12 protein-coding genes and 1 tRNA gene are annotated in these 17,283 nt (G+C 62.0%); 8 read left to right on the forward strand and 5 right to left on the reverse strand.

The window, feature by feature from the left end:
- Positions 1 to 232 precede the first annotated feature (232 nt).
- Positions 233 to 1,039 carry a M99 family carboxypeptidase catalytic domain-containing protein gene (locus tag V5735_RS16455; RefSeq protein ID WP_423744498.1) on the forward strand — a complete coding sequence of 269 codons (807 nt, stop codon included), beginning with the start codon at positions 233 to 235 and terminating at the stop codon, positions 1,037 to 1,039.
- Here V5735_RS16455 and V5735_RS16460 read toward each other — a convergent pair whose 3' ends face one another.
- Positions 1,040 to 1,489: a UPF0179 family protein gene (locus tag V5735_RS16460; protein ID WP_423744499.1), complete on the reverse strand. Its 450-nt coding sequence runs from the start codon at positions 1,487 to 1,489 to the stop codon at positions 1,040 to 1,042.
- Positions 1,490 to 1,542: 53 nt separating this feature from the next.
- Positions 1,543 to 1,929: a DUF5820 family protein gene (locus V5735_RS16465; RefSeq protein WP_423744500.1), complete on the reverse strand. Its 387-nt coding sequence runs from the start codon at positions 1,927 to 1,929 to the stop codon at positions 1,543 to 1,545.
- Positions 1,930 to 2,460: 531 nt separating this feature from the next.
- Between V5735_RS16465 and V5735_RS16470 the strand changes: the two genes are divergently transcribed.
- The 4 genes from V5735_RS16470 to V5735_RS16485 are packed head-to-tail and all read left to right on the forward strand — an operon-like array spanning position 2,461 to position 10,099.
- A complete protein-coding gene (locus tag V5735_RS16470; protein WP_423744501.1) occupies positions 2,461 to 4,533 on the forward strand; it encodes a PrkA family serine protein kinase in 2,073 nt (690 codons plus the stop codon).
- Positions 4,534 to 4,536: 3 nt separating this feature from the next.
- Positions 4,537 to 6,822 (forward strand): PrkA family serine protein kinase, encoded by a 2,286-nt coding sequence (locus tag V5735_RS16475; RefSeq protein ID WP_423744502.1) that lies wholly within the window; start codon positions 4,537 to 4,539, stop codon positions 6,820 to 6,822.
- The gene (locus tag V5735_RS16480) at positions 6,813 to 8,120 is read left to right on the forward strand and encodes a YeaH/YhbH family protein (protein WP_423744503.1); all 1,308 of its coding nucleotides are present in this window, start codon (positions 6,813 to 6,815) and stop codon (positions 8,118 to 8,120) included. Before V5735_RS16475 ends, V5735_RS16480 begins: the two co-directional genes overlap by 10 nt.
- Positions 8,117 to 10,099, forward strand: a complete 1,983-nt coding sequence (locus tag V5735_RS16485) for a SpoVR family protein (RefSeq protein WP_423744504.1) — start codon at positions 8,117 to 8,119, stop codon at positions 10,097 to 10,099. Before V5735_RS16480 ends, V5735_RS16485 begins: the two co-directional genes overlap by 4 nt.
- Here V5735_RS16485 and V5735_RS16490 read toward each other — a convergent pair.
- The 3 genes from V5735_RS16490 to V5735_RS16500 all read right to left on the reverse strand — a co-directional run bounded on the left by V5735_RS16490 (position 10,091) and on the right by V5735_RS16500 (position 13,879).
- Complete coding sequence (locus V5735_RS16490; protein ID WP_423744505.1) at positions 10,091 to 11,302, reverse strand: DUF7504 family protein; 1,212 nt, start codon at positions 11,300 to 11,302, stop codon at positions 10,091 to 10,093. The two genes, V5735_RS16485 and V5735_RS16490, sit on opposite strands and share 9 nt — an antisense overlap.
- A 414-nt stretch (positions 11,303 to 11,716) precedes the next feature.
- Positions 11,717 to 11,791, reverse strand: a tRNA-Glu gene (locus V5735_RS16495).
- Positions 11,792 to 11,911: 120 nt separating this feature from the next.
- On the reverse strand, positions 11,912 to 13,879 hold the full coding sequence (locus V5735_RS16500; RefSeq protein ID WP_423744506.1) for a 3-hydroxyacyl-CoA dehydrogenase NAD-binding domain-containing protein: 1,968 nt from the start codon (positions 13,877 to 13,879) through the stop codon (positions 11,912 to 11,914).
- A 115-nt stretch (positions 13,880 to 13,994) separates the two neighbouring features.
- Between V5735_RS16500 and V5735_RS16505 the strand changes: the two genes are divergently transcribed.
- The 3 genes from V5735_RS16505 to V5735_RS16515 all read left to right on the forward strand — a co-directional run bounded on the left by V5735_RS16505 (position 13,995) and on the right by V5735_RS16515 (position 17,280).
- Positions 13,995 to 15,149: an acyl-CoA dehydrogenase family protein gene (locus V5735_RS16505; RefSeq protein ID WP_423744507.1), complete on the forward strand. Its 1,155-nt coding sequence runs from the start codon at positions 13,995 to 13,997 to the stop codon at positions 15,147 to 15,149.
- Positions 15,150 to 15,299: 150 nt separating this feature from the next.
- Positions 15,300 to 15,593 (forward strand): DUF7344 domain-containing protein, encoded by a 294-nt coding sequence (locus V5735_RS16510; protein ID WP_423744508.1) that lies wholly within the window; start codon positions 15,300 to 15,302, stop codon positions 15,591 to 15,593.
- Between the two features lie 229 nt (positions 15,594 to 15,822).
- Positions 15,823 to 17,280 (forward strand): S8 family peptidase, encoded by a 1,458-nt coding sequence (locus V5735_RS16515; protein WP_423744509.1) that lies wholly within the window; start codon positions 15,823 to 15,825, stop codon positions 17,278 to 17,280.
- Positions 17,281 to 17,283: the final 3 nt, after the last annotated feature.

Raw genomic sequence — 17,283 nt, forward strand, 5'->3', positions numbered from 1 at the left:
CTCAGTAATAACGAAAGGTGATAGAATCGATTAATGTCAGAATGGTTGGAGTAGCTGGTCAAGGGAGATGTACCAAGAAACCGAGCATCGTTCGTTCAGCGCCGCACGTGAATGGCGTCGGACGGCGGCGATGCCCGACGTGCGACGGTAGCTGTCATCCACATCCCTTCCCCTTTTTCCGTAAAATCGCGAGTGTAAAGCGCTTTCAAGCTTCGACACCTGACTTCGGTAAATGCGAATCGAGCAGTTAGGTGAAGGAACGCCGGAAGTGGCAGTCGTCGCCGGGATTCACGGCGACGAGCCGTGCGGTCCGAAGGCGGTGGACAGACTGCTGTTGGAGGACCCGGACGTGGAGCGGGCGGTGAAGGTCGTCGTCGTCAACGAGCGCGCGCTCGAACGCGGCGTCCGGTACGTCAACGAGGACTTGAACCGCGTCTTCCCCGGCGACCCGAACGCGGAGACGTACGAGCGGCGGTTGGCGCACGACTTGGTGTCGGAGCTACGAGACTGTACCGTCCTCTCGCTTCACTCCACGCAGTCGTACGCGAGGCCGTTCGCGCTCGTGGACCGGGTGAACGCAGTTGCGCGGTCCATCTGTCCGTACCTGCCGGTCTCACAACTGGTCGAGACGGACAAGTTCACGAAGGGAAAACTCATCTCGCACCCGCACACGCTGGAGGTCGAGTGCGGCCTGCAAGGGTCTCCCGAGGCGGTCGACAACGCCTACGACCTCGTTCGCGGGTTCCTCGCGGGAACGGGTGCCCTTCCGTTGCCGGAGGGAAAAAATCCGGTCGATGCGGGCGAACAGGACGAGGTGGAAGTGTTCCGGATGGACCAACCGGTGCGGAAAAACGGCGGCACGGAGTTCGAAGTGTTGGTTGAGAACTTTCAGCGCGTCGAGCGGGGAGAGCCGTTCGCAACCGCCGACGAGGACGAACTGGTCGCCGAAAACCCGTTCGTTCCGGTGTTGATGTCGGCGTACGGCTACGAGGACATCTTCGGCTACACGGCGGAGTACATCGGCGTGCTGGGGAACTGATTACTCGTTCGTCTCGTCGAACTCGACGAGCGTCAGGTCGCGGTCCAAGTGGCAGTAATCGTGAGGCGGGTCCCCGACGATTTTCGAAATCCGGTACTCTTCGCCGAAGTCAGCACCGGCGGGTTCGCAGAACTCGTGGCTCGGGCACTCGACGTGCGGGCACGGCCCTTCGAGTTTCGCGTTGCTCCCGGCGTAGGCGTTCCGCGCGGAGACGTTGGCGCGGACGGTCGCCGGTTCGACTTCGACGGCGCTCACGCCGTCGTCGTGGACACCACAGGGGAGCGTCTGTGCTCCCTCCCTGACGTCCGTGACGCGATATTTCACCCCCTCGGAGAGATTGAGACACTGGTTTCTGTAGGGACAGCCCTCGCAGGCGCTGGCTTCGCCCTGATAGACAAACTCCTGACCGACGTCCGCGAGGCGGGTTCCGACGAGCGTGATGGTGGACATAGGCGGGCGTAGGTGTGGCCGCCGGTTAAGCCTCTCGCCACGACGAAATCCCGCTACTCGGTTCGTCCGGTCAACTCGTCCAGTTTGTCGAGGTACGCCTCGCGCGGAACTAGATACCACGACCGGTAGTCCACTTCGCCGCGGTCGAACTCGTCCGCGAGCGCGACGGCGGCCTCCAGTGCTTCATCGCGCGCGGAGAACCGCGGCGTCCGCGGCAGGGCGACCTCGGGTTCGAGGAAGAACTCGAAATACCACGAGTCGGTCGCCCGGCGCTCCTGCGGTGGCCGATTCGGGGTCCCTTGCGTGAGATACAGCGTCGGCATACACTCCGGCGGGAACTGCCGCGTGTCGAACACGTCCGGCCGGTAGGCGAGGATGCACCGACCGTTTGGTTCCTCGTTCCAGACGACCCACGACTCGGGGAGGTTCTCGATGGACACGAACGGCGGTTGGCGGCGGACGGGTGTAAGGGTTGTCAGTCCGCGAGCACCGACCTTGCATATAAAGGGTGAGCGAAGTGTGATTTTTCACAATGGCCGATTTGAACGCTACAGGCCCACTCGTTCGTAACTTCGGCCCTTTCGGATGCTTAATCTATATCAAAAGAATCTTGTGTATGGGCAACAGTTATATATGGCCTCGTCCTATCCATTAAACAGTATCGGGTGGTAGCAGTCCGCACGGTACACGGTCTCGAACCATACGCTTCCGGGTGGATGGGTTTCGCTGGAATACGCCGACTGGTTTCCGAAGCGGTGGATGGCACGCACAATGATCCCGCGATTGACGCAGGAGTTACTGCGGGCGCGCTCGCCGTCGCCCGACAAGCCCCGCCGGAGAGCGATCGCGGTGTTCCGACCGACACAACTTTGTGAATGCGTGTCGACTACGTACTTCCCGCCGGTATCGGGCCGCCCGGTCGGTCTCTCTCTCCCTTGGTCCATACGAAGTCCCAAACAATGCGTGATACAATGAAAGGTGACATCGAAACGCTGGACGACCTCAGCCGCAGTTACCAGGAATCGATGCCGGAAGACCTCCGTGAAACGAAGTCCTTCGACTGGTACCTCCGAGAGGTATACGAAGACCCGAAGGTAGCCAGAAACGCCCACCAGCGAGTCGCCGATATGTTCGACTACTACGGCACGGAGTACGACGAAGACTCCGGCGTCGTCGAGTACCGACTCGCGTCCGAAGACCCCATATTCGACGGGGAGAACACGTTCTACGGGCGTGAAATCCACCGCGCGATTCACGAGTTCGTGAACAAGGTAAAGAGCGGTGCGCGCGGACTCGGTCCCGAGAAACGGATCAAACTGTTGCTCGGGCCGGTCGGGTCGGGTAAATCCGACTTCGACAGACAGGTTCGCAAGTATTTCGAGGACTACACCCTCCACGACGAGGGGCGACTGTACACGTTCCGCTGGACGAACCTCTGTGACGTCATCCCCGACCAAGACCCGGCCGACGACGAGATTCGGTCGCCGATGAATCAGGACCCGCTCGTCCTGCTCCCGCTCGAACAGCGTCAGCGCGTCATCGACGACATCAACGAGGAGTTGGACGCGCCGTACACCATCAAAAACGAGCAGGCGCTCGACCCCGCGAGCGAGTTCTACATGGATTCGCTGCTGGCCTACTACGACGACGACATCAAACAGGTGCTCGAAAACCACATCGAGATATTCCGCCTCGTCGCCGACGAGAACAAGCGCCAGTCCGTCGAGACGTTCGAGCCGAAGGACAAGAAGAACCAGGACGAGACGGAGTTGACGGGCGACGTCAACTACTCGAAAATCGCCATCTACGGCGAATCCGACCCGCGCGCGTTCGACTACTCCGGCGCGTTCTGTAACGCCAACCGCGGCATCTTCAGCGGCGAGGAACTGCTCAAACTCCAACGGGAGTTCCTCTACGACTTCCTGCACGCCACGCAGGAACAGACCATCAAGCCGAAGAACAACCCCCGCATCGACATCGACCAGGTCATCGTCGGCCGGACGAACATGCCCGAGTACCGGGACAAGAAGGGCGACGAGAAGATGGAGGCGTTCAACGACCGGACGAAGCGCATCGACTTCCCGTACGTCCTCGAATACGAGTCCGAGGCCGACATCTACCGGAAGATGCTCCGCAACGCGGACGTGCCCGACGTGCACATCGAACCGCACACGCTGGAGATGGCTGGACTGTTCGGCGTGTTGACTCGCATCGAGGAGCCGGACACCGAGATGGTGGACCTCCTCCAGAAGGCCAAGTCCTACAACGGCGAAATCGAGGACACCGACGATATCGACGTGAAAAAGCTCCGCGAAGAAGGCGAGGACAAGGCCGACATCGGCGAAGGGATGGAAGGCGTCTCCGCGCGGTTCATCGGCGACGAAATCGCGGAGGCCATCATGAACTCGACGCACCGGAGCCGCGGCTTCCTGAGTCCGCTCTCGGTGTTCAACCACTTCGAGGAGAACTTGGAGAACCACGGGTCCATCCCCGAGGAGAACTTCGAGACCTACTACCGCTACCTCGAAACGGTTCGCGGCGAGTACCGCGAGCGAGCCATCGAGGACGTGCGCCACGCGCTCGCCTACGACATCGACGAAATCCAGCGGCAGGGCGAGAAGTACATGGACCACGTGATGGCCTACATCGACAACGCCACCGTCGAGGACGAACTCACGGGCCGCGAGCAGGAACCCGACGAGAGCTTCCTGCGCGCCGTCGAGGAGAAGTTGGAGGTCCCCCGCGACCGCAAGGACGACTTCCGGCAGGAAGTGTCGAACTGGGTGTCGCGGCGCGCCCGCGAGGGGCAGGCGTTCGACCCGCAGGACAACGACCGCCTGCGCCGCGCCTTGGAGCGCAAACTCTGGGAGGACAAGAAACACAACATCAACTTCTCGGCGTTGGTGTCGGCGAACGAAATGGACAACGACGAACAGAACGCGTGGGTGGACGCGCTGATGGAGCAGGGCTACTCACGCGAGGGCGCGAAGGAGGTGCTCGAATTCGCCGGGGCGGAAGTCGCCCGCGCCGAAATGGAGGAGTGACCAGTGACCGAAGGGAGCGACTACATCGACGACGCGAACCGTGAACTCCGCGAGACGTACGAGGAGCCGATGGGCCTCGCGGAGTACGTAGACGCGGCGTTCGAAAACCCGACCATCGCCTCGCACGCGAGCAAGTACCTCCTCGAAGCCATCGAGTCCATGGGGACCCGAACGGTGGTCGAAGAGGGCGAGGAGAAGGAGCGCTACCGCTTCTTCGACGACCCCCACAACGACGGCGAGCACGCCATCCTCGGCAACACCGAGGTGCTCAACGCGTTCGTGGACGACCTCCGTTCCATCGCGGCCCGCCGCGGCAAGGAGGAGAAGATAATCTGGTTCGCCGGACCGACGGCGACCGGAAAGTCCGAGCTGAAACGCTGTCTCGTCAACGGACTCCGCGAGTACTCGAAGACGCCCGAGGGACGGCGCTACACCGTCGAGTGGAACATCGCCACCGCGACGGACGCGCCGGGACTCACCTACGGCGACGACGCGGTTGCGACGAGCGAGGAGAACTGGTTCGCCAGCCCCGTCCAGTCGCATCCGCTGCTCGTCTTCCCGCCGCGGGTGCGCGAGCAACTGCTCGACAGGCTGAACGGCACCATTGACGACCACCTCGACATCCTCGTCGAGGGAAAACTCGACCCGTTCAGCCGGGAGGCCTACGACTATCTGGAAGAGCAGTACCGACGCGACGGTGAAGAAGAACTGTTCTCGGCCATCACCGACCCGGCGCACCTCCGGGTGAAGAACTACGTCGTGGACGTCGGCGACGGCATCGGCGTCCTCCACTCGGAGGACAGCGGTCGCCCGAAACAGCGACTGGTCGGCAGTTGGATGCAGGGGATGCTGCAGGAACTCGACTCGCGCGGGCGCAAGAACCCGCAGGCGTTCAGCTACGACGGCGTGCTCTCGCAGGGCAACGGCCTGCTGACCATCGTGGAGGACGCGGCCCAACACGCGGACCTCCTACAGAAACTGCTCAACGTTCCGGACGAGAAGACGGTGAAACTGGACAAGGGTATCCAGATGGACATCGACACGCAACTCGTCATCATCTCGAACCCCGACCTCGAAGCGCAGTTGAACCAGCACGCGGACGCCGGGGGAGCGGATCCGCTCCGCGCGCTGAAGCGTCGCCTCGACCGTCGGGAGTTCCGCTACCTGACGAATCTCAGTTTGGAGGCCGAACTCATCAGGCGCGAACTCACGAACGAGACGGCGGTGTGGCAGGCGGACGTGTACGACGAACTCGACGCCCGGATTCGAGAACCGGTCGGCGTGCGGGTTCGGGACGGCGACGCCATCAACGAGCGCGAACTCGCTCCCCACGCCATCGAAGCCGCCGCGCTGTACAGCGTGGTGTCCCGACTCGACGCGAGCGACGTGCCCGCCGGACTCGACCTCGTGGACAAGGCCGTCCTCTTCGACCGGGGCTACCTGCTGGACGGCGACGAGCGCATCGAGAAGGACGACTTCGACTTCGACGACGACGCGACGGACGGGTCGGGCGGCATCCCGGTCACGTACACCCGTGATATCATCGCCGGACTGCTCAACGAAATCCGTGACCGCCACCACTCCGACTACGACGTCGAGCAGGTCATCATGCCCCGCGACGTTCTCAACGCGATGGCCGAGAGCATCGGCGACGCGCCCGTCTTCTCCGCGGCGGAGCGCACCGAGTACGAAAACCGCCTCGTGCCCGTGAAGAACTACATCTTCCAACAGCAGGAGGGCGACGTGCTGGACGCCATCATGCGCGACCGACGCGTGGACGAGGAGACGGTCGCCGAGTACATCGAACACGTCTACGCGTGGGCGACCAGCGAGGAGGTCGAAAACGAACGCGGCGAGCGTATCGAACCGGACGCGCTGAAGATGAAGGTGTTCGAGACGGAGCACCTCGGCCGGTTCACCCCGGACGCATACGAGGCGAACCACGAGGCGAGCCCCGCGGTGGCCGAGTTCCGCCGGAACAAGGTCATCACCGCGCTGAACCGCCACGCGTGGGAGAACCGGAACGAGGAGTTCGAAGTCGGCGACATCGACCCGAAGGAGGTTCCGATCATCAAAACAGTGCTTGCAAACAACGACTGGGACGACGTGCACCGTGTCTACGAGGATTTCAACCCGAGCCAGTGGGAGAATCCGCCGAAGAACACCGAGACGGCCGAGGTGAAAGAACAGACCATCCAGAACCTACAGGACCTGTTCGGCTACTCCCCCGCCTCGGCGGAACTGACGAGTCAGCACGTCATGAATCAGGTGAGCTACAAATGGGACTGAGAGACGACCTCGAACGGTACAGCGAAGTCGGCGAGGACCGCCGCGAGGACCTCGCCGAGTTCATCCAGTACGGTGACCTCGGTCAGAGTCTCCCGGACGAGATTCACATCCCCATCAAGATAGTGGATCTACCGGAGTTCCAGTACGACCGCCGCGACAAGGGTGGCGTCGGCCAAGGGGAACCCGACGTGGGCGACCCGGTCGGTCAGCCACAGCCGCAACCCGGAGACGACGGGGACGAGGGCGAACCCGGCGACGAGTCGGACGAACACGGCTACTACGAGATGGACCCGGAGGAGTTCGCCGAGGAACTCGACGACGAACTTGGGTTGAACCTCCAACCGAAGGGCAAGGAGGTCATCGAGGAGATAGAGGGCGACTTCACCGACATGACGAAGACCGGTCCCGACAGCACGCTCGACTTCGAGCGCATGTTCAAGGAGGGGCTGAAGCGCAAGCTCGCGATGGACTTCGACCCCGACTACATCCGCGAAGCGATGGGCGTCGAGGGCTGGGGACCGGACGAAGTGTTCCGTTGGGCACGAGCGAACAACCTCACCGTCTCGAAGCGGTGGGTCGAGGAGAACTACGACGACCTGCCCGAAGACGAGCGCTCGAAGTGGGAGAGCATCGAGGAGATGGAGTCGAACGTCCAGCCGACGAGCACCGCGCAGAAGATTCGGGAACACGGCGTCAAGAATATCCCGTTCCGACGGGAGGACGAACGCTACCGCTACCCCGAAATCATCGAGGAGCGCGAGAAGAACGTCGTCGTCGTCAACATCCGCGACGTGTCCGGGTCGATGCGCGAGAAGAAGCGCGAACTGGTCGAACGGACCTTCACCCCGCTGGACTGGTACCTGACCGGGAAGTACGACACGGCAGAGTTCGTCTACATCGCCCACGACGCGGAGGCGTGGCGGGTCGAGCGCGACGATTTCTTCGGCATTCGGTCGGGCGGCGGGACGAAAATCTCGTCCGCCTACGAACTCGCGGGCCACATCCTCGAAGAGGAGTACCCGTGGGCCGACTGGAACCGCTACGTGTTCGCAGCGGGCGACAGCGAGAACAGCCGGAACGACACCGAGGAGAACGTCATTCCCCGGATGGAGGAGATTCCGGCGAACCTGCACGCCTACGTCGAAACGCAACCGGAGGGCAAGGCCATCAACGCGACCCACGCGGAGGAGGTCGAACGGCACTTCGCCGAGACGGATAACGTCGCCGTCAGCTACGTCAACGGCCCGGAGGACGTGACGAGTGCAATCTACGAAATCCTGAGCACGGAGGCATCATGAACGAGCGAATCGAAACGCAACGCGAGGCGGAACAGGTGCGCGAACCGGTCGTGGAAGCGCGGAAACTCGCGCAGAAACTCGGACTCGACCCCTATCCGGTCAAATACTGGATCGTCGATTACGACGAGATGAACGAACTCATCGCCTACGACGGGTTTCAGGAGCGATACCCGCACTGGCGCTGGGGGATGAAGTACGACCGCCAGCAAAAGCAGGGGCAGTTCGGCGGGGGCAAGGCGTTCGAAATCGTTATCAACGACGACCCGGCTCACGCCTTCCTCCAGCAGTCGAACAGCCTCGCGGACCAGAAGGCGGTCATCACCCACGTCGAAGCCCACTCGGATTTCTTCGCCAACAACCGTTGGTATCGGATGTTCGCTGACGACCTCGACGCGGCGGCGCTCCTCTCGCGTCACGCCGACCGCGTGCGTCGTATCATGGCCGACCCCGAAATCGACCGCGAGGAGGTCGAGAAGTGGATCGACAACGTGCTCTGTCTGCAGGACAACATCGACCAGCATCAGGCGTTCAAACGCCAAGACCGCGACCGGGACGAAGAGCACGAGACGGACGAACTCGCGGACCAACTGGAAGATATGAACCTCAGCGACGAGGTTCGTGATGAGGTGTTCGACGACGAGTGGCTGGAAGCACAGCAGGAAAAGCAGGCCGGAACGCTCGAGGAGCCGGAAAAGGACATCCTCGCGTATCTCCGCAACCACGGTCACGCCTACGACCCCGAGGAGGGCAAGGCGGTCGAGATGGAAGAGTGGCAGACGGAGATTCTGGAGATGCTCCGCACGGAATCCTACTACTTCGCGGCCCAGAAGACGACGAAGGTGATGAACGAAGGATGGGCCGCCTACTGGGAGTCGATGATGATGGGCGAGGAGTGCTTCGCGGGCGCGGACGAGTTCATCGAGTACGCCGACCACCAAGCGCGCGTCCTCGGGTCGCCGGGGCTGAATCCCTACAAACTCGGGAAACAGCTGTGGGAGTACATCGAGAACACCGAAAACCGGCGCGAGGTCGTTCGGAAGCTCCTCCGGGTGAAGGGTATCACGTGGCGGAACTTCCACGACGTGGTGGATTTCGACCGCGTTGCGGACCTCATCGAACCCGACCCGGCGCTCGAAACGATAACCTCCGAGATGCTTTCCGACCTCGAATCGCTCCCGTCCGAGACGGTCGACGCGGGGGCGCTGGAGCGCGCCAAGGAGGGCGAAATCGACGTCGATGCCCATCCGTGGAAAGTGCTCACCTACGAGGGGCTCGCCGAGCGACACTTCTCGCTCTGCAAGCTCCAGAATCAGGGCTTCCTCGAAGCGATCCCGCAAGCGGACTTGGAGCAGTACGCCCGCTACATGATGGACGACGAGCGGTACGAAAGCGTCGAGGAAGCGATGGCGGACGTGGAGTACACCGCCGGGTGGGACCGGATGTACGAGGTTCGGTCCAGTCACAACGACGTGACGTTCCTCGACGGCTTCCTGACCAAGGAGTTCGTGGTCGACAACGACTACTTCACCTACGAGTTTAGTCGAACCACCGGCGACTACCGGGTGACGAGCACGGAGTACGAGGACGTAAAGAAGAAGTTGATGCTCCAGTTCACCAACTTCGGGAAGCCGACGATGGCCGTCTACGACGGCAACTACGACAACAAGAGCGAACTCCTGCTCGGCCACCACTACAACGGCGTCATGCTCGACCTCGACCAAGCGACGCGCACGCTGGAGCGCATCTACGACCTCTGGGGCCATCCAGTGAACCTGAAGACCATCGTGAAGGAAATCGACGAACGCGACGCCGAAATCGCCCGGCGGCGCGACCGCGAACCGGAACCCGAGGAGCAGGGAAAACTCATCCGCTACGACGGCGACGAGTTCGAGATGCGCGACCTGCCGTGGAGCGAAGTCGAGGACATTGCGGCGACGGACGTGGATTACAACACGAAACCGGACGAGTGGCTAGCGTGAGTCGTAGAGTTTGATCTCACCGCTATCGACCACCACTTCGTATCCTTCGTACTCGAACGTCGCGTAGACCGAGATATCGGTGTGTTCGGCGAGTCGCTGCAACGCGTCGATGTCGATGACCTCGGCGAGGACGGGCCGTAGTTCCGTCGCGTGGCTGCCCGAAACGTCGCCGAGTGCCCGCGCGAGCGTCACGACGACCGAATCGGGCGCCGTCCCGTACACCGTCCAGTACGCTTCGCTCGACTCGTCCATCGCCCGGTCGTCGATTCGAACCGGCTCTTGACCCGGAAAGACGGGCGTCGTCCCCGTCGCGGCGTCGTCCGCCGTCAACCGGACGTATTGTTTCACCGTCTCCGCCTCAGCCCTTGCGGAGACGGTCTCCCCGTCGCGTTCGAGAACGCCGACCGCGGCCAACGCTGGGAGATGGACGTGATGAAGGGTAATGTGAACCCGTTCTATCTCGTTTTTACTCGGCGTTCCCGACCGCTCCCACGCGGCGACCTGCTCCGCGATAGCCGAGATGGGCGCGGAATCCACGACTTCGGAGAGGTAACGACAGACCAGTCGGCGACGCGGCGCGCCGAGAAGCGACGAGAGTATCTCGGCCGGGACGGTTTCTTCGACCCCGTTTTCGGAACATCCGTCACCGGAACCGAACAGCGAGCGCAGCATGGCTATCGTCGTCTCGTCGTGCTGGTCCGGGTCGAGATGGAAGTGTGCGACGACATCGCGTTGGCGGAGGAACTCCGTCAGCGAGTGCAGGAATCGAAACGCGGTCGTCCGGTCCACGTGACGAAGCACCGCCGAAATCGAGTCGAAACAGAGTATCGTCGGATAGTCGTTCGCGGCCCACTCGTCCAGATACAGGTAAATCGTGGTTTCGAGTCGGCCGAGACTGGCGGGGTTTGCAAGCGAGACGGCGTTGTCGTCGTCGCCGGGTTGCAATCGATGCGTTCCGGTCCGTGCACCACCGCCACCGACGGCGACGACGCCGAACTCCGTCGCTTCGTCGCCGATGCGCGACTCCCACTCGTTGTACACGACTTCCGGCGCTCGGTTGTACGTCACGATGAGGACGTTTCGGTCGCCCCCGTCGCCGACGGAGAGTTGGCGTACGCAGTCGCTATCGTCCCCTCTCCCCATCGCGGCGGTAAAGAGAAGACCGCTTCCGACGCCGAATGATGAATCGCCTGCTGTGGTCATGTCGTTGGTATCCGCGACTTATTTCCTTCTATCGAACGGCGAACGCATCGTCTGACGTATCATAGAAAGGAATCCGGGAATAATAAAGATATCCGCTAGACTATTTGAACGGTCGAGTACACGTCGTACGTTTTCACGGTTTGTCGGCCGTTTTCTCCGAATTTTGTTGTTTGCTGTCTGCTTTCGTCTCTGATGTTTTGGTGTTCGTGATCGAAATGTCGCTTCAAAACTGATCCTCGTGAGGATGAACGACCACACAGCGGTCGCTTGCGGAACTGAAATCGGGAACAGTGCTCGGTCAGGGATTCGAACTCGCCAAGACGCTTGCTCGCCCTCGGCGAGACTGCCTCTTCCGTACCTCAAATCCCGACGCTGCGCGCGTCTCTCTTCACTCACTTCGTTCGTTCAGAAATATGCTCGGTCAGGGATTTGAACCCTGGTCCTCGGCTCGAAAGGCCAAGATGATTGGCCGGACTACACCAACCGAGCGTCCTACGCTTCTTCGCACTCACTGCTTTCTGTTGGACTAGTTTAAACCTTCCGTTATCGACCGACAGCGGGCGGATTCCGCGTCATTCGGTGCCATCCCTTGTGGGAAGGGATAGCAGTCTACTTTCCTTCGAATTCAGGGTCCTGTTTGCCCATGAAGGCGGTGATACCTTCCATCAGGTCGTCGGTGGCCATCAGGTGACCGAACGCTTGGGCTTCGATTTCGAGTCCCGCTTCCGTGCTCTCCCAGCCCTTGAGCATCGCGCGCTTCGTGAACTTCTGTGCGATGGGCGGGCCGCCCGCGAGGTTCGCGGCGAGTTCGAACGCGCGGTCCTCGAACTCCTCGGTCGGAACGACCTCGTTCACGAAGCCGTAGTCGGCCATCGTCTCGGGCTCGAAGCGGTCCGCGGTGAAGATTATCTCCTTGGCTCGACCCTCGCCGACGATGTGCTGGAGGCGCTGGGTGCCGCCCCATCCCGGCAGGAGGCCGAGGTCGTGTTCCGGCTGTCCGAGTTCGGAGCGCTCGCTGGCGATTCGGAGGTCGGCGCACATGGACAGCTCCATCCCGCCGCCGAGACAGTAGCCGTCGATTCCGGCGACCACCGGCATCGAGCAGGATTCGAGTTTGCCGAACGTCTCCTGACCCTTGCGTGAGAGTTCGATGGCACCAATCGGGTCGGCACCGCCCGCGGCCATACTCTGGACGTCCGCACCGGCGGAGAACGCCTTGCCACCCTCGCCCGTGATGAGGACGGCGCGAACCTCGTCGTCCGCCTCCAACTGGTCGATGGCCTCGGACAGTTCGTCGAGCAGTTGCCCGCTGATGGTGTTCATGCGGTGCGGGCGGTCGAGGACGATTTGGCCGACCATCTCACCCGGCTTCTCGATGCGGATGGCCTCGAACTCGATACCCTCGTCTTCGGTCTGGTCGGCGAAGCCGCCGACGTCGGCGCGCTCTTCGAGGTAGTCCGCGGGTTCGTACCGCGCCGCACCGGTCTCCTCGTGGAGGGATTCGAGCGTCTCGAGCAGGGTGTCCAGTCCGGCGTCGTCGGCCATCCGGGCCGGGCCTTCGGGGAAGCCAGCGCCGAGCATGACCGCCTCGTCGATTTCGTTCGCGGGGGCGACGTCGTTGCCGACGAGGTTCGCGACTTCGTTCGCCATCACGGCCTGCAAGCGGAGTACGATGTCTTCGCTTCCGGCATCGGTCGGGACGTCCACGCCGCCGTTCTCGTAGTCGTAGAAGCCCTCGCCGGTCTTCTTGCCGAGGTTCCCTTCCTCGACCTTCTCGGCGAGGAGCGGGCACGGCTCGTAGGCGTCGCCGAGCACCTCGTGCATGTATTCGAGGACGTGGTAGCCGACGTCGATGCCGACCTGGTCCGCGAGTTCGAAACTCCCCATCGGCAGACCCATGTCGAACTTCGTCGCGCTGTCGACTTCCTCGACGGTGGCGTCGCCGGACTCGACGATCCACGCGGCCTCGTTCATCAGGGGAACGAGCACGCGGTTGACGATGAATCCGGGACTATCCTTGCGCACGCGAACCGGCGTTTTGCCCATCTCCTCGGCTAACTCCTCGGTCACGTCCAGGACGTCTTCGTCCGTGTGTGCACCCGTGATGACTTCGACGAGTTGCATCCGAACCGGCGGGTTAAAAAAGTGCATCCCGCAGAATCGCTCGGGGCGGTTCGTCACCTCGGACAGTTCGGTTATCGAGAGGCTGGACGTGTTCGTGGCGAAGATGGCTCGGTCGGGTGCGTACTCCTCGAGCTCGCCGTACACGTCCTTCTTGATGGCCATCTTCTCCGGGACGGCCTCGATAACGAAGTCGGCGTCGGAGACGGCTTCCTCGAAGTCCACGAGGGGCGTCACGCGGTCGAGCGCGGCGTCGGCCTCCGCCTCGCTGATCTGCTCTTTCTCGGCGAGTTTGTCGAGGCTCCATTCGATACTCTCGTAGCCGTTCTGGACGAACTCGTCTTTGATGTCGCGCAGGTTCACGTCGAATCCCGCGAGTGCGGCGACTTCCGCGATTCCGTGGCCCATGTTGCCAGCTCCGAGAACCGCTATGGTGTTGATATCTTTGAGCTCCATGTAAGAAACCTCGTTACGGGGGTGTTTCAACGTTTCTCTCTCCGAGCTAATAAACTACCTTCCAGTTTATATCCGGTTACAAAACGATTTATTCGTTGCCCCGTAACCCATGTACATGGACTTCGAGCTGACAGACGAGCAGCAAGCCATCCGTGACGAAGTGCGGCGGTTCGCAAAGAACGAGGTCGAACCCATCGCGAAGGAGTACGACCAGAAGGAGAAGTATCCGTGGGAGATTATCGACAAGGCGGCCGAGATGGGACTGACCGGCGCGAACATCCCCATCGAGTACGGTGGTGCGGGCTACTCGCCCCTCGAAGTCGCCATCATCGTCGAGGAACTGTTCGCCGTGGACCCCGGTATCGGTCTCTGCATCACGAGCACGGCCTTCGGCGGCGACGCCATCCGCGAGTTCGGGACCGAAGAGCAGAAAGAGGAGTATCTCGCGCCGGTCGCGGCGGGCGATGCCGTCATGGGAACCGCCATCAGCGAACCCGACACCGGTTCGGACGTTTCCTCCGTCTCCACGACCGCCGAGAAGGACGGCGACGAGTGGGTCATCAACGGCAATAAGATGTGGATCACGAACGGGTCCATCGGCGACTACTTCGTCGTCATGACGAAGACCGACCCCGACGCCGACGACCGCTACGCCGGGTTCTCACAGATTATCGTCGAGTCCGACCGCGACGGATTCGAGGCCGACAAGATAACGGGCAAACTCGGTATCCGCGCCTCCGACACCGCCGAACTCATCTTCGACGACGTGCGCGTTCCCGAGGAGAACCTCGTCGGCACGCGCGGCATGGGCTTCCTCCAACTCATGCAGTTCTTCGACGAAACCCGGACGGCCGTCGCCGCGCAGGGTGTCGGTATCGCTAAGGGTGCCTGTGAACGCGCGCTCGACTACGCCCAAGAGCGCGAGCAGTTCGGGCGTTCCATCAGCGACTTCCAAGCAATCCAGCACAAACTCGCCGAGATGCACACGAAGACCGAAGCCGCGCGTAACCTCACCTACAAATCCGCGTGGAGCGTCGCCAACGGCGACGGGCAGCTTACCCAACTCGCCTCGATGGCGAAGGAGTTCTCCTCGCGCGTCGCGGTCGAATGCGCCGACGAAGCGGTCCAGATTCACGGCGGTTCGGGCTACGTCAACGACTTCGACGTGGAGCGGCTCTACCGCGACGCGAAGATCACCCAGATCTACGAGGGGACGACGGAAATACAGAAGAACATCATCGCCCGCGAACTGCTCGGCAAAGGGTTCTGACGACCCACCGAACCATACCTAGGTGTGTAGGCATCGTTCTTTTGCGTTTCTCTCGTAACAATGCTAGTAACGATGAGTTCCGACTCGACCAGTGTTACGGGTACGAATTCGGAGGATGACTGGGGTAGGCCGGACGAGCTCGATACGATAATGGAGGTCCTCTCCGACCACCGTCGCCGATACGTTCTCTATCACCTTCGGAAGAGCGACCATTCCGTCGAACGCGAGGAACTCGCCGAACGAATCGTCGAGTGGGACGACCGCACGACGGAGCACGACGAGGAGGACGTTCTCACGGAATTGCGTCACAAACATCTCCCGAAGATGGAAGCGGCCGGTGTTATCGACCGAGAGGGTGAGGAAGTCCGGTTCGACGAGCCGAACATGCCGATAGAGTCGTATCTCGACCTCGCGGTCGAGTTGGAACCCTCGGAGAGTTTCTAGTCGCTACCGATACGGCTGTATCGCTCCGACGCGGCGTCGCCACCGCGACGCCGTGAGCGAGGATTCCGATTTCGAACCTCTTTTGGCGGACGACACTCGCGGACGGGAGTGTCGTCCCGTCGTATTCGCTTCCGTCGTCTGGACACGCGTGGTTCCCGTCGTCTAGACGCACGTTATTCGTTGCCGGAATACATACTGTTAAAGCGAGGAACAGTTGATATCTATCGGAATGTCACAAAAACCAACTCGACGTTCCTTTTTGAAAGGTGCAGGGGTGGCCCTCGCAGGGCTGACGATAACGGTGCCGACGGTTTCCGCGAGTTCGTCGGAAGACCGATACATCCTCGACCTCCGGTCCGCGAGCGAAGGCGATTTGGTCGATGTCGAAGTAGTCCATCGGCTCGATCAAATCGACATCGCCGTCGTCAGGGCCGACGACGCGCAGATGAGTGGGACTCGACATTCGAAGGACGTAGAGATGACTGTCACGTTCCCCGAGGTGGAACATCACGGGGACGAACGCGACCGACACAAGCGGATGAGCGACCCGTTGTATCGACTCCAGTGGGACAAACAAGCGCAGGACGTTCCGCGCGTTCACCGCAGGACGCGCGGCGAAGGGACGCGCGTTTCGGTCATCGACTCGGGTGCGTTCGAGGACCATCCGGACCTGCAATCCGCGCTCAACACAGACCTCTCGAAGAACTTCACCGACGACGGCGGTGACTTCAACCCGGTCGAGAGCGACCACGGAACGCACTGCTCGGGCATCATCGCCGCCGACGACCGGAACGGCAAGGGTGTCACCGGCACCGCACCGGGCACCGACCTCGTCGCCCTTCGCGTGTTCTCCGGGCCGACCGCCACCTTCGGCGATATCATCGCGGCGATGGTGTACAGCGGGGATATCGGATCGGATGCGGCGAACATGAGTCTCGGCGCGTATCCGATGCCGAAGGATTCCGACACCGCGGTCGTCCGCGACGCCATCGAGCGCGCGGCCTCGTACGCGAACGAACAGGGAACGCTCGTGGTCGCGGCGGCGGGGAACGATTCGGCCAACCTCGACGCTGACGGCGACGTAATCAGCCTCCCGAACGAGGCCGACAACGTGATGAGCATCAGCGCCACCGGTCCCATCGGCTATCGGTGGGACGACGAGGGGAATGGAAGGGAAAAGCGCAACTACCACGCCGCGCTCCACCACCTCCGTAAACCGACGTACGAACCGGCCTTCTACACCAACTACGGCGCGGAAGCGGTGGATATCAGTGCTCCCGGCGGAAACGCGGACCAGGACGCCATCGGCACCGATTCCAAGTGGTACTACGACCTCGTTCTGAGCACCGTCTTCACCGAATCGGACGGCGAGCGCGTCGCCGACTACGGGTGGAAGGCGGGGACGAGCATGGCGTCGCCGCAGGTGGCGGCGGTCGCCGCGCTCGTCAAGAGCGTCAACCCGGACGCGACGCCCGGCGAAGTGCGCAAGCACCTCGAAGCCACGGCCCGCGACCTCGACGACCCGACCTATCACGGCAAGGGACACCTCGATACCGCCCGAGCGGTTTGGGAGGAAATGGGGGACGACGACCACGGTCACGGTCACGACGATGACCACGATCGCGGTCACGACGGCGACGATGACCATAGACACGATGGCGACCGCGGTCACGGACACGACGACTGAGTT

The sequence above is a fragment of the Haladaptatus sp. SPP-AMP-3 genome (genome assembly GCF_049568665.1).
Taxonomy (GTDB): Archaea; Halobacteriota; Halobacteria; order Halobacteriales; family Haladaptataceae; genus Haladaptatus; species Haladaptatus paucihalophilus.